16 protein-coding genes are annotated in these 14,469 nt (G+C 51.8%); 7 read left to right on the top strand and 9 right to left on the bottom strand.

Annotated elements, in window-relative coordinates:
• Positions 1 to 4 precede the first annotated feature (4 nt).
• Entirely contained in the window at positions 5 to 2,557 is a 2,553-nt protein-coding gene (locus AC5L4R_RS08815; protein WP_494473576.1) for an AAA family ATPase, read from the bottom strand.
• Between the two features lie 158 nt (positions 2,558 to 2,715).
• Here AC5L4R_RS08815 and AC5L4R_RS08810 point away from each other — a divergent pair, with 158 nt between their 5' ends.
• From AC5L4R_RS08810 to AC5L4R_RS08795, 4 genes are all read left to right on the top strand, one after another.
• Positions 2,716 to 2,898: a hypothetical protein gene (locus AC5L4R_RS08810; RefSeq protein WP_494473575.1), complete on the top strand. Its 183-nt coding sequence runs from the start codon at positions 2,716 to 2,718 to the stop codon at positions 2,896 to 2,898.
• A 192-nt stretch (positions 2,899 to 3,090) separates the two neighbouring features.
• Positions 3,091 to 3,567, top strand: coding sequence for a glycine zipper domain-containing protein (locus tag AC5L4R_RS08805; protein WP_494473574.1), 477 nt, complete (start codon positions 3,091 to 3,093; stop codon positions 3,565 to 3,567).
• 169 nt (positions 3,568 to 3,736) lie between these two features.
• Complete coding sequence (locus AC5L4R_RS08800; protein WP_494473573.1) at positions 3,737 to 4,759, top strand: endonuclease/exonuclease/phosphatase family protein; 1,023 nt, start codon at positions 3,737 to 3,739, stop codon at positions 4,757 to 4,759.
• Between the two features lie 69 nt (positions 4,760 to 4,828).
• Complete coding sequence (locus AC5L4R_RS08795; protein ID WP_494473572.1) at positions 4,829 to 5,521, top strand: TetR/AcrR family transcriptional regulator; 693 nt, start codon at positions 4,829 to 4,831, stop codon at positions 5,519 to 5,521.
• A gap of 63 nt (positions 5,522 to 5,584) precedes the next feature.
• On the opposite strand, the gene AC5L4R_RS08790 is transcribed toward AC5L4R_RS08795, so the two are convergent.
• The gene (locus AC5L4R_RS08790) at positions 5,585 to 5,725 is read right to left on the bottom strand and encodes an entericidin A/B family lipoprotein (RefSeq protein WP_067055759.1); all 141 of its coding nucleotides are present in this window, start codon (positions 5,723 to 5,725) and stop codon (positions 5,585 to 5,587) included.
• 297 nt (positions 5,726 to 6,022) lie between these two features.
• On the opposite strand from AC5L4R_RS08790, the gene AC5L4R_RS08785 reads away from it, so the two are divergent.
• On the top strand, positions 6,023 to 6,547 hold the full coding sequence (locus AC5L4R_RS08785) for a tRNA (cytidine(34)-2'-O)-methyltransferase (RefSeq protein ID WP_494473571.1): 525 nt from the start codon (positions 6,023 to 6,025) through the stop codon (positions 6,545 to 6,547).
• Positions 6,548 to 6,582: 35 nt separating this feature from the next.
• Here AC5L4R_RS08785 and AC5L4R_RS08780 read toward each other — a convergent pair whose 3' ends face one another.
• From AC5L4R_RS08780 to tusD, 3 genes are read right to left on the bottom strand one after another with little or no spacing between them, the layout of a single operon-like run.
• Positions 6,583 to 6,924 (bottom strand): TusE/DsrC/DsvC family sulfur relay protein, encoded by a 342-nt coding sequence (locus AC5L4R_RS08780; RefSeq protein WP_494473570.1) that lies wholly within the window; start codon positions 6,922 to 6,924, stop codon positions 6,583 to 6,585.
• A 2-nt stretch (positions 6,925 to 6,926) separates the two neighbouring features.
• A complete protein-coding gene (locus AC5L4R_RS08775) occupies positions 6,927 to 7,262 on the bottom strand; it encodes a hypothetical protein (protein ID WP_494473569.1) in 336 nt (111 codons plus the stop codon).
• A 17-nt stretch (positions 7,263 to 7,279) separates the two neighbouring features.
• Positions 7,280 to 7,741, bottom strand: a complete 462-nt coding sequence (gene tusD, locus AC5L4R_RS08770; protein ID WP_494473568.1) for a sulfurtransferase complex subunit TusD — start codon at positions 7,739 to 7,741, stop codon at positions 7,280 to 7,282.
• Positions 7,742 to 7,945: 204 nt separating this feature from the next.
• On the opposite strand from tusD, the gene AC5L4R_RS08765 reads away from it, so the two are divergent.
• Positions 7,946 to 9,289, top strand: coding sequence for a glycosyltransferase family 4 protein (locus AC5L4R_RS08765; RefSeq protein WP_494473567.1), 1,344 nt, complete (start codon positions 7,946 to 7,948; stop codon positions 9,287 to 9,289).
• 207 nt (positions 9,290 to 9,496) lie between these two features.
• Entirely contained in the window at positions 9,497 to 10,087 is a 591-nt protein-coding gene (locus tag AC5L4R_RS08760; RefSeq protein ID WP_494473590.1) for a phosphatase PAP2 family protein, read from the top strand.
• Between the two features lie 79 nt (positions 10,088 to 10,166).
• Here the strand turns inward: AC5L4R_RS08760 and AC5L4R_RS08755 are convergent, their stop codons facing one another.
• From AC5L4R_RS08755 to AC5L4R_RS08740, 4 genes are all read right to left on the bottom strand, one after another.
• Positions 10,167 to 11,645 carry an alanine/glycine:cation symporter family protein gene (locus AC5L4R_RS08755; RefSeq protein ID WP_494473566.1) on the bottom strand — a complete coding sequence of 493 codons (1,479 nt, stop codon included), beginning with the start codon at positions 11,643 to 11,645 and terminating at the stop codon, positions 10,167 to 10,169.
• A 226-nt stretch (positions 11,646 to 11,871) separates the two neighbouring features.
• Complete coding sequence (pcp, locus tag AC5L4R_RS08750) at positions 11,872 to 12,543, bottom strand: pyroglutamyl-peptidase I (protein ID WP_494473565.1); 672 nt, start codon at positions 12,541 to 12,543, stop codon at positions 11,872 to 11,874.
• Positions 12,544 to 12,691: 148 nt separating this feature from the next.
• The gene (locus AC5L4R_RS08745) at positions 12,692 to 13,663 is read right to left on the bottom strand and encodes a DUF979 domain-containing protein (protein ID WP_494473564.1); all 972 of its coding nucleotides are present in this window, start codon (positions 13,661 to 13,663) and stop codon (positions 12,692 to 12,694) included.
• 15 nt (positions 13,664 to 13,678) lie between these two features.
• Positions 13,679 to 14,326 carry a DUF969 domain-containing protein gene (locus tag AC5L4R_RS08740; protein WP_494473589.1) on the bottom strand — a complete coding sequence of 216 codons (648 nt, stop codon included), beginning with the start codon at positions 14,324 to 14,326 and terminating at the stop codon, positions 13,679 to 13,681.
• Positions 14,327 to 14,469: the final 143 nt, after the last annotated feature.

The following is a 14,469-nucleotide window of genomic DNA, read 5'->3' as shown; positions in this document are numbered from 1 at the left end:
ATGGTCATTGGTCTTTGTCATTGTCCTTTTGCTCCCATGCCGCCAAACGTGCGTGAATCCGCCCGTACAGTGTGTGCTTGCGGTAGCTGCCTTTTTTGGTGCGACTATCCACCGCACAGCCTGTCAGCAATGCCAAAGCCTCATTGACATGCTCCACGGCATAGATCACAAACCGACCTGCCGCCACCGCCTCGACGATGTCTTGGCGTAGCATCAACTGGCTGAGGTTGGCCTTGGGGATAATCACCCCTTGCAGTGGTTGGTCAGCGCTGGCACTTGCGCCACGTTTGGCGTTTTGCTCCATACACGCGTCATAAAAGCCTGCAATTTTGGCGTTCACACCGCCAACCGCTTGCACTTGTCCAAACTGGTTCATCGAACCTGTCACCGCCAAATGCTGATAAATCGGCACGTATGCCAATGCCGACAGCAGCGCGCACACGCCTGCCACCGTCGCGCTATCGCCATCAATACCGCCATAGCTTTGCTCAAACGCCAACGACGCGGCAAAATTAAGCGCAAAATCATCGGCAAACAGGCTGCGCAGATAGTTGCTCATAATCAACACGCTTTTGGCATGAATCGCGCCACCCAGCTCAACATCGCGCTCGATATCCAAAATATCGGCGTTGCCGTGGCTGTGGTAAACGTTTGCCGTCATGCGCGCAGGCAGTCCAAATTCACTATCGGCATAGCTGACCACCGTTAGCGCATTGATTTGCCCCACTGCCGCGCCCTGCGTGCTAATCAGCTGCTGACCTTTTTGCAGCTCTTGCCAAAACAACTGGCGCAAATAGCCTGCCCGATAGCGCATATCTGCCACCGCCGCCGCGATATGCTGTGCGCTGACCGTATCTGCATTGGGCTGCTGATTTGCCTTTTGATTGGCTTCGATTAACAACTGTGCCAAACGGTCACTGTGCAGCGTCAATTCCTGCTGATCTTCAGCTTGCTCGCTCAGATAGTCCAGCAGCGCCGCCAACGCGCTGTTGTCAAAATCGCGCAGCCCGTATTTGTCCACCATATCAGCGATTTTTGCCACCATCGCGCGCTCATTGGCAGGCGTGCGCTCAATGCGGTCGTGAAAATCCGCCCGAATCTTAAACACGCTGTGAAACTCGGGCTCAAATTCAAGCAAATCGTAATACAAATCAGGCTCACCCAGCAAAATGACCTTGACATCCAGCGCAATCGCGTGCGGCTCAAGGCTGACGCTACCTGTTAAGGTCAGCATTTGCTCAAGGCTTGACATCTTAAGCTGACGACTTTGCAGCGCGCGCTTAAGCCCCTGCCACGCATACGGGTATTCAAGCAAGCTACTGGCTTCCAAAATCAAATAGCCGCCATTGGCACGGTGCAGCGATCCTGCACGAATAAGGCTGACATCGGTTGAAACCGTGCCCAAATGCGTGATTTGCTCAACATGCCCAAGCAAATTTAGATGCGTTGGCAAATCCTCAAACACCACAGGCGCACCTGCGTCGGGCGCGTGACTGCTCATGACATTGACAAAATAGCGAGCAGGCAATGGCGAAAAATGACTGGGCAAAAATTCGTCGTCATTTTCATTGATGATGGGCTCAACATGCGCGATGATATCGGCGGCAAAATCATTGAGGTATTGAACCACAGGCGGCAAATCTTGATATTTAGCCAGCAGCGGCGCTAGCAGTGGCGTGAGCGTGCGCCGCGCCAATGACTGGTGCAATGCTTGTAGGGTTTGGTTGGCTTCATCCTCAATTTGCTCAAGCGTGATGGTCAAAAGATTCAGCCGCTTTTGCATGTGGTTTTTATCCTGAAAATTCGCCACATATGGCGACATCGGCCGACCATGCGCAGGGCTGGCGGCTTCCGTGTTATCGGCGCGCTTGTCGGGGTGGGGATTGCCGCGTTTGCCCGTCGGTACAGGACGCATCGCAGCCGATGCGTGCGTGTCATCATCCGTGGCGCAATCGGCAGACACAAAAATCGGCTTATTGTCCGACGCGCGTACCGCCAACGCCAGCGCGTACTGCTTGCCTTCTTCATTAAGCGCGTCATAAGCCTGCTGTTCTTGCAAGCTAATTTGGTTGCGAATGGCCTCAACTTTGCTTTGATAATGGTCACTGCGAAAGCGTTGATTCAGCTGGCGTTTGAGCGCAAGCCAACACGTTTTGATGTCCTCGGCAAGCGTTTGTCCCATACCAGCAGGCAGTGCCAACGCAATCGGCGCGCGCGCATCGCCAAAATTGTGCACATATACCCAATCATCGGGCGTGGGCTGGCGTTTGGCATAATCTTGCAACAAACGCATAACCAAGGTGCGCTTGCCCAAACCATTCTCACCTGCGGCAAACACATGATAGCCCGACGCGTGGATATCTAATGCTGTGGTCAAAGCTTGCACAGCGCGCGCTTGTCCAAAGCCGATATCAGGCGCGTCTGCCTCACGCGTACTGGCAGGCAGGTGCGTGGGGTCGGTGTGGTAGCGCAGCTGCTGGGGCGTTACACAAGTCGCGGCACGCAGTGCGTTGATGTGTTGGTCAAAATCGGCAAGTTTGGTGGTAGATTTGGGCATGGTAACCATCTGTACTAATAAAATAGCAATAAAACAAAACGCAATACCGTCTGCTATGATTGTGCTAAAAATTACAAAATAAAGGCTTAAGGTCGTCAAACCAACCCATAAATAAAAAACCGCTATATAAGTTTTTAACAAATTTTTGGCATAAAAAATTGACCCATCACAACCAGATTGATGGCAAATATCGCATGATGGTGTGGTTAGAGAGCCCAAAAATCAACATCGTGCGCCAAAAGTTTTGTCCAAACACGCCCAGCCAGTTTGACCGCCAAAACAAACACCCAAACCAATCAACAGGGTTACAGTCAAATAACCCAACCTATGTCAATCATTAACAAATTCAACAAAATTACCGTATCAAACCAGATATTGTCTGTTTAAGATAATACCAAATCCACTGCTTAGCAGGCCTACCTAGGCTGGTAAGCATGGTACAATCCTAACGGATATTTAAGAGGGCTAATTTTTAATATTAGCAAAACAGCAACAACGCGCTGCAAATGCGCGACAGACAAAAGGAAGTTACAATGAGCAATCATGAAGATCTAAACCGTGACCCAATCACTGGCGAACCAGGTTCACACCCTGTTGGCACTGCGGTAGGCGGTGTTGGTGGTGCGGCTGTTGGCGCTGCTATCGGTTCATTGGCAGGCCCACTGGGCACGCTAATCGGCGGTGCAATCGGTGCAGCCGTTGGCGGCGGCGCAGGTCATGCAGCGGGTGAAGCCATCGACCCAACCGCGCAAGATAACTACTGGCGCGACAACCACAGCACCGCAACGTATTACAACCAAGAATACACCTATGACCGCGACTACCAACCTGCTTATGCGGTGGGTTATGCCAACCGTGCGCGCTATGACGCGAACACACGTTTTGAAGACGTTGAGCAAGACTTAGAGCGTTCATGGAATGAAGTGCGCGGTGAGTCACGTATGGCGTGGTCAGATGCGCGTAATGCGGCGCGTGATGCTTGGTATCGTATCACCCCAGAACATCGTTAATATTGCCGATATTGGCTAAATTTTGGCCAATTAAGCCGTAAAAGACCAAAGTGACCCTTTGGTCTTTTTTTATCTTAAAATGTCTTAAGAAAATTCGCTAAAATTCTGCTGAATTTTGTATATTGATCACTTAACCAACTGCCTAACAACCATCATGGCTTTTACTCACATGGCTGCTAACACGCAATTTATCATTGCCACCGCCAATCTACTCAATCTTGCCTTGCCCAATCGCGTGTTTTACCACAACACCGATGCCTATAGCTCAGCGATTTATCAGCAAAAAATTCATGGCTTAGCGCAGCTGCTACGTCAATTACAAGCCGACATTATCGGCTGTCAAGAAATTTGGGACGAACAAGCTTTGCGTGAATTGTGTGACGCCGCAGACATGGGGACTCATCACGTCATTGCGCCGCTTGCCAGCAATACGACCGACAGCCCCTTGACCCAAGGGCAAGGCGCGACAGGCACGCCAGCGGTTGGCTTGGTGTCGCGCTTTGCCATCGAGCATTACCATTTGTTGGAAAAAATTCCCAAAATCGGGCAGCTTGATATCCCTGATATGGGGCGATATGAACGCTTTAACCGTCCGCCACTGTTGGCGCAGGTGCGCTTGCCAAACGATACCTTGCTGCATGTCATCGTCGCGCATCTTAAAAGCCAACGCCCCGACTACCTAGAAGACGCGCATGGGCAGCCGCTTGAAGACCGTAACGACCCCGTCATTCGTGTGCGCGCCAAACTGCGCAGCTTGTGTATGCGCGCGGCTGAAGCGGCAGGTATCCGCCAGTATGTCATCGAAACGCTACAGCACAACAACCAGCCGCTGATTTTGCTGGGTGATATGAATGATGTCATGCAAAGCGTGACCTGTCAGCTGCTAAGCGAGGCAGGCGAGGTGGTGTATGACAAGACCAACCGCGATATTGCGCTGTTTGACGCATCGTCCATCCAAACGCGCTTGCACTGGCTGCGCAATGTGGCGTATACCCACATCCACCAAGGCATACCTGAGGTGCTTGACCAAATTTTGGTGTCCGAGCAGTTTTTGGCCGATAGCAAATATGGCTTGGGCGAGGTGCTGCAAGTGGATTATTTTAATGACCATCTTAAATTTGTCACACCGCCACGCCCAACCGACCACGGCTTGGTACGCGCTCAAATTAAGCTGTATAATCAACCGTCTTAATCGTTATTGCCAGATTAATTGATACAATCAACCAATCAGCCCACCGAACAACCAATCTAAGGAGGAACTATGACCAATGTGTATGATGAAAAAATTGACAATATCCGCGCCGACTCAGAATTAGCGCGTAAACTGGTGCCCAATAAGTTTAAGTTCACCAGTCAGCAAGGACGCGCGCGGCGGCAAAAACTGCTTGCCGCTGCCAAGAGCCTCAGTGCCAAGCGCCCGATTAGCGAAATTACCCTTGCTGATGTGTGTGAGGAAGCAGGTATTCCGCGTGCGTCGGCGTACCATTTTTTTCCCAATGTCGATGCGGTGTTTTTGGCATTGCGCTACCTAAATAGCACCGAAATTTTTAAAACCCTAGCCACCGTCTCCGCCGACGATACAGACAACTGGCAAGAGTATATCGCCAAATACATCAAAATCTATGTTGAGGTGCTGCAAGATGATACCACCGTGGCGCGTTTGGTGTATGAAACCAACACGCCTGCGTTTGAGAACAACGAATTTGGCAGCGAAGCCAATGAACAAGCCAGCCGTTTAATCTATGATCAGCTTGCCGCGTATTATCACATGCCTGAGTTTGCCGAGCTGCAATGCGCGCTTAAGGTTGTATACGGTATTATCAACGGCGTATTTACCTTAGCCTACCGCACGCAACAAGCCATCAGCGATGTCTATCGCGAGGAGGCGACCAAAGCCGCGATTGCGTATTTAAGTTTATATCTGCCCAAGGATTTGGCAAAAAAAGCGTTGTAGGTGGCAATTAGCGCAAAAAACCCGCCAGTAGGCGGGTTTTTGTTGGATAAAACTTTAACAAAATTACATTTTGTTTTCAGTTTTTTGGGCAGTATTAGAGATTGCTTGACCGCCTTTAGAAACGTCGCGACCAAAACCTTTGAAGGTGTTACAACCAGTCAAAACAAATACTGCAGCAACAGTAGCTACCATCAACTTTTTCATGATATATCCTCATCAATAGGGAAGAGTTATGACCAATGCCTAGGCTGAATGGCCTAATATGGATTTGCTAAAATCTTGGGCTATTAGGCAAGCCATTCGTCTTATTGGGTAGTGCCATATTAAGCAAGCTTACGCTACGCTACCATAGCTTTCGTGTAACAAAATGGCATTATTTGTTACGCTTGCGTTACTAGTCATCCAAGCGCGGCGAATTTATGCCATCGGGCGGATAACAAAACTCTTAGTGGTGAATTTTGTTACAATACCGCTTTTTAAGACCAGCAGGTGTGACGCGCCATGATTCATATTGTCCTTGTTGAACCCAAAATGCCCAGCAACACGGGCAACATCATTCGGCTATGCGCCAACACGGGCGCGCAGTTGCATTTGGTTGCGCCATTGGGCTTTGATTTAGAAGATAAAAAATTGCGCCGTGCAGGGCTTGATTACCACGAGTGGGCCAACGTGCACGTACATGCACATTGGCAGGCAGCGCGGCAGGCGCTCAATGCAGCAGGGGTTAGGCGTGTGGTGGCTTTGACGACCAAGCTAAGCTTGCCACTTTATGCACAAGACTTGGCACAGCCTGCGCACATCGCGTTGGTGTTTGGGTCAGAGACGGCAGGCTTGGCTGAGCCAATTCGGGCAGATATTGGCGCGGACAATTGGCTGCGCTTACCGATGTTGCCAACGTCGCGCAGCCTAAATCTATCCAACAGCGTGGCGGTTACGCTGTTTGAGGTATGGCGACAACGCGGTTTTGACGGTGACACAGGGCAAAGCGTGGGTTATGCCAATTTAGTGCCGTATGATCCAAAATAGCTGATGGCTTAAAACCGCACGGATTTTGACATAGCCTATAAACAGTTAGCAGGTTTGGGCAAGCCTGCCAAACGATTGACATGGCGTGCCACCAAGCCTGTGTTAAACAACTGCTGCAATTTGGCGTTATTGAGCGCCAATTCGGGCAAGGTTTGATTTAAATATTTAATCAAAGGGCGCGTCATCGGCGGATGGCTAAAGCGCGCGTAATATTCACGCACCGCCGCCAACACCGCCAAGTGCGTGTCTGTCAAGCGCACATCCAGCGTGTCAGCCAGTGTTTGCGCGACCTGTGGCGACCAGTCAGCGGCATTGACCAAATGCCCGTCGCTGTCAAGCTTAGGTAGGTCAGCGAAGTCGGTGGTTGCATGGGGCATGGTTATAGCCTTAGGGTTATATCAAAATCAGAGGCGTGCGTGGGCATTGGCGCGACATTCGCCAACCAGTCAAAGTCTTGCTGCGGTTCGGCTTGCCGCCAGCGTGTCAGCGTTGCCCAATCAGCAGGTGCTAGCCACGCGGCAGGCATGTCATACAGTGCCAGTGAGCCCAGCATGTTTGCCAGCTTGCCTGTTGGCTGCGCCAACACCTGCGCCAACATCGATGGTTCGATGACCAGCTGCACCTCATGCTCAAACACCGCCAAAGCAAACGCCATCGCCAAGGCTTCATAGCCTTGTAGTAGGGTATCGGCGTTGATGGTTAGCAAAATTTTCATGACCGTGCGTTGCCCATTTAGAACTGATACACCTGTGGTGCTGCGTGCAGTGCCATTGCCAGCTCACCCAAGCCAACCAGCGCAAAGCCGTTGGCCAGGTTTTCACCGTCTAAGCCGTGACGCTTCGCGTTTTCGCTGTCGGTCACACCGCGCGCCAAAGCACTGCTGACGCATACCTGCGCGTTTAGCCCAAACTGCTGCACCAGCGTTTGCCAAGCGCGTGCTAGGTTGGGCATATCATCCGCTTGCCAAATTAGCCGATTTGCCAACATGACCGCGTCACGGTACAAAAACAGCCGCAACGTTGGCACGTTGGTTGCCGTGTTTGAGCCAAAATTTTGACAAAATTTTTGAGCAAATGCCAGACCTGCCAATGTCTGCGCGTGGTCGGGTGCGTGGGTGAGCAGTAGCAGCGTGTGACGGTGTGTGTCACCAGCGCGGCTATTGCTGGCAGGGTTTGGCGTGGTGATGGGCTGCATACAACGGCTATTTAAGATAAATGGTAAAAATTACACAAGGTTGGAGGCAACCGTGCGTGGGTATTGTAACAGACTGCCAAATGGGGTGCAAAACGCCCACAAATAAAATCTTGTCATCAAACTGTTATCAAATTGACATATAGCTGTCAATGCGCTTTTTTATCATAGCACAAAACTTCATAAAATCGTGTTAGAGAGTAAGCCTTGAGTACGTCTGCCTTGTTTGTTAAAAATTTTGCTCAGCCTCAGACCCTGCCCACAGCGCGCGGTGGGGCAGCCGATATCCTACGTGATACCGAGACGCGCCACGCGCCTGTGACATGGCAAGGTGATAAAGGCGGACAGACGCACACGGCAAACCAGCCAAACGCGCTCAACATCGTGCTGGTGACCGAAACATGGCTGCCTGATATCAACGGCGTGGCGTCAAGCATGTTTCAAATCGTCAGCCAGTTGCACCACATGGGGCACACCATCACCCTGATTCGCCCCGAACAGCCCAGCGACGACCCGCGCGAGGCGGCACAGGCGCAAAAAAACCTAACGGTGGTGCGTGAGGATTTGCGCGTTCATAGCCTGCCCATCCCGTACTACCCACACCTACGCATGGGCTTGCCGTGTTATCGGTATCTAAGTCGGCAGTTTAAACACCTAAGGCCTGACATCGTGCATATCGTCACCGAAGGCCCGTTGGGGTTGGCGGCTTTGCTGGCTGCCAAACGCCATAAAATTAAGGTCACATCAGGCTATCACACGTCGTTTCATGATTTTAGCCGCTACTTTGGTTGGAAGGTGCTGGCATTGCCGCTGTTGGGCTATATGAAGCAGTTTCACAACCATTGTGCCGCCACCTGTGTGCCCAGCCAAACCACCCACAAGCAGCTGACTGACTTTGGGTTTAAACGCCTGTACCAAGTCGGGCGCGGTGTGGATACCGAGCTATACACCCCCAAACGCCGCGACCATGCCTTGCGCCAAGCGTGGGGTGCAGATGACGGCACAACCGTGCTATTGTACGTTGGACGCGTCTCACCCGAAAAAGGCATTGACACGGTGGTCAAAAGTTTTAAAGCCTTGCAGCGCGCGCAGCTACATCGCCATGTCAAGTTGGTCATCGTTGGCGATGGGCCAGAAAAAGACAAGCTGTGCCAGCAGCACGCTGAGGATGACAGCATTGTTTTTGCAGGCTTTCAGACAGGTGAAGCGTTGGCGCGGCATTACGCCAGTGGCGATGCGTTTATTTTTGCCAGCCAAGTTGAAACCTTTGGCAACGTGGTCACCGAGGCGATGGCATCAGGCCTGCCTGTGTTTGCCTATCACGATGCCGCTGCCGCGCTACTGGTCACCGACGCGTGTGGGCATACCGTGCCGCTCGGTGATGAGGCCGCGTTTGTTGCCATGATAGAGCAGTTGCCCAAGCAGCAGCAGCTAAGCCAAATGTGTGCGGTGGCACGCGCGCAAGTGGCAGAATTTTCTTGGCAACGCCCAGCCCAAGAGATGCTGACCATGTTTAGGCAAGTGTTGGCAAAGCAGCAGGTTTTGGGCTAAACTGATTGGGTGAAATGTAAAAAAGGCATGGCCGATAGATTTGGTATAGCAATAAGGTTGAGTAGGTAATTTAAATTTTTAGAACAATATTTTTTGATAACATCAAAGGTAGCCGCGATGAAGCAACGTGTATCCCAATCCCACACAACCACCCCCGCTGTTGGCGATGTTTTGACATATCCCAGCGATATCGTGCTACCCAAGACCATGCAGCAATTTTACCATTATCTTGAGCGCAAGCCGCGTCTGCACCATTTGCACCAACGCCTGCTTAATTGGGATGCGCGGCTGACCATCCGTGCCAATCGTTGGTCGCACCGTGCGCTGATTGGGCAGTTTTTTAAGCTTATCAGTCGGTTGGGGGATGGTTGGTTCTGGGCGGCAGCGGTGATTGCCATGATTGGCGTGTTGGCGGTGCAGGGGCGCGCGCCGTTGTCGATTGCGCTGGCAACGGCGGTGATTTTGCTGACCAGCTACAGTGGTTATCGGCTGTATCGGTTTTTAAAACGCCATACCGTGCGCCCACGGCCGTATCAAGTGCATCAGGTGATTGTCTTAAAAGAGCGGCCTTTGGATGTGTTTAGCTTTCCATCGGGGCATACCTTGCAGGCGGTCTTATTCACGTTGTTGATTGGTAGTCAAGCGCCTGTGTTGTTGTGGGTATTAGCGCCGTTTACTGCGCTGGTGGCGTTGTCGCGGTTGGTGCTTGGGCTGCATTACCCAACGGATGTGCTGGTTGGGGCAGGGATTGGGGCAAGTTTTGCCATGGCGGCGCAACTGGTTTTGACGTTGGTTTAAGCTGTTTTGACAGCTATCAAAAAGGCTGATAAAACTATCAGCCTTTTTAGATTGGTGTGAAGTGGTCGGCTTTGGTGGGCTAATTATTTTGCTTAGCCATCGCCCGATATTTGGCCGCAATTTCGCGCCAAATCGGGGCGTTGTACACGCCATTGGCTTCGGCATCATAAATGGGTTCTTGGCCTGCTTTGAGCTGTGCTTCATAATCACGCAAGGCGGCAAAGGCAGGTTTTTGCAAAAATAAAATCCCAATGATATTAAGCCATGCCATCATACCCACGCCCAAATCACCCAATGCCCACGCCAAATCAGCGGTTTTCACTGAGCCATAAATCGCCACGCCAACCGCGATGACTTTGAGCACAGGTATCATCCACGCAAGCTTGAATGTGCGGCTTAGGTAGCGGATGTTGGTTTCTGCCATATAGTAGTAGGCGATGATGGTGGTAAAGGCAAAGAAAAACAACGCGACAGCGACAAACATCGCGCCAAACCCCGGCATGATGTTTTCCATCGCGGTCTGTACATAGCCAGGGCCTGCCGCCACGCCGTTTACGCCGTGATACAGGTACGCTTCGGCATTTTTCGGATCTTGCACGTTGTATAACCCTGTAATGAGCAGCATAAACCCTGTGGCAGAGCAGACAAACAGCGTATCAATGTACACCGAAAATGCCTGCACCAACCCTTGCTTGGCAGGGTGTGACACATCCGCCGCTGCCGACGGGTGTGGGCCTGTACCTTGGCCTGCTTCATTGGAATACACACCGCGCTTGACACCCCATTGGATCGCCAAGCCAAGCAGCGCACCAAAGCCTGCATCCATGCCAAATGCTGAGCGCACAATTAGCCCCAACACGTGCGGCAATTCGCCCAGATGCAGCAAAATAATCACCAACGCAACGATGATATAGGCCAATGCCATAAACGGCACGACCACCTCGGCAACCGTGGCAATGCGCTTGACACCGCCAAAAATCACAAACGCCAACAAAATCGCGACAATTGCCGCGGACACAGTGGGCGCAATGCCCATTGAATGTTGCAGCGCGTCGGCGATGGCATTGGCTTGCACACCCGGCAGCAAAATACCACACGCGATAATCGCGCAAATGGCAAATAACACGCCGTACCATTTTTTGCCCAAGGCTTTTTCAAAATAATACGCAGGGCCGCCGATAAAATGCCCCTCGCTGTCGCGTTCTTTATAAATTTGTGCCAAGGTGGACTCAACAAACGCTGTGCTTGCGCCCAAAAATGCCACCACCCACATCCAAAACAACGCTCCAGGCCCACCAAAGGTGATCGCGGTTGCCACCCCAGCGATATTGCCCGTGCCAACACGCCCTGCCAGCGATATCGCCAACGCCTGAAACGATGACACGCCTTGCTCACTGCTTTTGCCGTCCATCAACAGGCGCAGCATACCGCCAAAATGGCGCACCTGCAAAAACCGCCCACGCAGCGAAAAAAACAGCCCGACACCCAAACATAAATAAATCAGCACAGGGCTCCACACCCAGTTGTTGATTTGTCCCACCACATTGCTAAGTCCCATCGCGCCTCCTGCTTATTGTTAAAAAATCCCTTTGAACCATCCTTGCTTGTGTTACGCAATACCAACACAAAAATCAATCGTTGTAGCGGTATTGTCATTAAGCTGTCAGATTGTACGCTTGCATTATAAGCATCAAAAAATCGCCAACGCAATGCTTAATTGCTGACCAACAGCGTCAAAACGTGACTCATGCGTTTTGCTGATTTTGTCGGTGGGTGGCTGCAATTTAGTGGGTTTTGCCGCCTGTGACTTTGATATCCACCTCGGTTGTCACGGCCGCCTCAAGCATTGCGCGCAATCCTGTCAGCAGCGTATCCGCCGATAAACTTGGCTGCCCATTGCGCTTGGCGGCTTGCTCGGGCAAATACGGGATATGGACAAAGCCGCTTTTGCCAATGCCAGACTGCGCTGCCAAATGCTGCAGCCCATAAAACACATGGTTGCACACAAACGTGCCAGCCGTGTATGACACCGACGCAGGCACACCCACCGCGCGCATGGCTTGTACCATCGCCTTGATGGGCAAGGTGGTGAAATACGCCGCAGGCGCGTCTGTGTCAATCGGCTCATCGATAGGCTGCTTGCCTGCATTGTCAGCGATACGCGCGTCATTGAGGTTGATCGCCACGCGCTCAGGCGTGATATCGCAGCGGCCGCCTGCTTGCCCTAGGCTGATGACGATGCTTGGCTGGTGTGTTTCAATCGCCTGTGCCAATGCCGTCAAGCTATCACCAAACACGCACGGCAAACACACCGCACGCACCGTCACACCTGCGATAACCGCATCATCAAGCGTGCGCGCCACTTCCCACGATGGATTGACCGCCTCACCGTCAAACGGCTCAAACGCGGTCAAAAGTAGCGTGGTATTGGATTGGGCAGAGGTTACAACAGACATCATAGCTCCTATAGATAGTGTGGTGGATGGTCAATGTTTACAAAACCACCCATCATGGCAAAATCGCTGGCAAAAAAAACCGCGGCTAAAGCCATGCCACCCAGCTTTAACCGCCATCTAAGCGCAGCAAAACGCTAACAACTGGCAATCAGCGAAACGCTAGCACATACATCAAAACCACATTTGCCGCAAGCAACGGCAACGCCGTCCACACTTGCGCCTTGATGACCGCGTTTTTGTCCTCAAGCTCAAGCAGGGCAGCAGGGATGATGTTAAAGTTTGCCGCCATCGGGGTCATCAGCGTGCCGCAATAGCCGCTAAACATCCCAATCGCGCACACGATGGCAGGGTTGGCATGGTGCTGCATAATCAAAATTGGCAAACCAATGCCTGCCGTGATGACAGGAAACGCCGCAAACGCATTGCCCATAATCATGGTAAACACCGCCATACCCACACAATACGCCGTCACCGCAATCAAACGATTATCCACCGCCAAATAGTGGGTCGTCAATTCGGCAATCGCCTTGCCCACACCTGCATCGGTAAAGATAATCCCAAGCACCGCCAGTAGCTGCGGCAACACCACCGCCCAGCCCATCGCCTCAAACAAACGGCGCGACTCTTTCATCGACTGCATGGGGGAGTCTTTGGTCACCACACACGCCAGCACCAAGGCCAAAATCGACGCAACGCCCAGCCCTGCTAGGGTTTCGTTTTTCTCAGGGAACAAGCGCAAATCGCCAAACTGCACGTTTTTGAGCACCACCGCGCAGATAATGGTAAAAAACGGAATCGCCAACGCAGGAATAAACAGCTTGTTTTTCAAAATCAGCGCACGTTCAAGGCGCACCTCACGCGCTGGCAGCTGCTCACGCCCTGCCGCCACACCGCCAAAACCTGCCACCAACGCCATCAACACCACCAAAACCCCCACCACCAAGGGCGGCATAAAATTGCCAAGTAGCATAATCACGCCATACGCCGCCCAAAAAAAGCCACTCGTTAAGCGTTTGGGGTTGGTCGCATCGGCAAAAGTCAGCCCACCGACAATCAGCAAAATTATGCCAGCCAGCCCATACAAATATTCCATTTGAACCAATGATTGTATTGTTTCCATATGCGTTGTCCTTGCTTAGCCGCGTGGGATGTTGGTAGCGTCGCTGGGCAACGTATTGGGCGTTGCCGCAGGCAGGGTGGGGGCTATACGTTGTAATTGATTGTCCAACCGATACAAGCGCGTGGCATGAATCAAAAACGCACAAATTGCCGTCGGAATGCCCCATACCGCGATGTGTAGTGGGTCTACGTCCAAGTTTGCCGTGGTTTTCATAAAGGTTTGCATCAGCACAATCGAGCCAAACGCCACAAAAATATCCTCACCAAAAAACAGCCCCACGTTATCCGTCGCCGCACTCATCGCACGCAGCTTGTTGCTGACCGCTTTTGGCAAACTACCAAACCGATTGACAAACGCGCCTTCTGCCATCGGGACTACCAACGGCCGCACCATCTGTGGATGTCCGCCAAGGCTGGTCAGGCCAATCGCTGCCGTCAATTCGCGGATAAACAAATACACAATCAACAGCCGCCCCGATGTCGCTGACTGAATCCGCGCCACCCAGTTTTGTGCGTGTTCTTTTAAACCATTGCGCTCCAACAAGCCAATAATCGGCAACGGCAAAATGATAATCAACGCCAGCGTACGCGTTTTGATAAAGCCCTCGCCAAGCTTGGTTAACCCGAATTCGACATAAGAAAAGGCAAAAAAAAGAAGTCCAATATGCTAAAGTAAGTTCACCACAAACAACCTAGCCAAGGACTTCTTACATGGACAATCTCGAAGCACTTTACTGCCAAATAGACGACTACTGCAAAGCCTACACAGCCGAGCAACAGAAGAAAATGCTAACGCTAAAGCGAAAA

The organism is Faucicola sp. SE7633, assembly GCF_059264685.1.
This window is presented reverse-complemented; position numbering and strand designations above follow the sequence as displayed.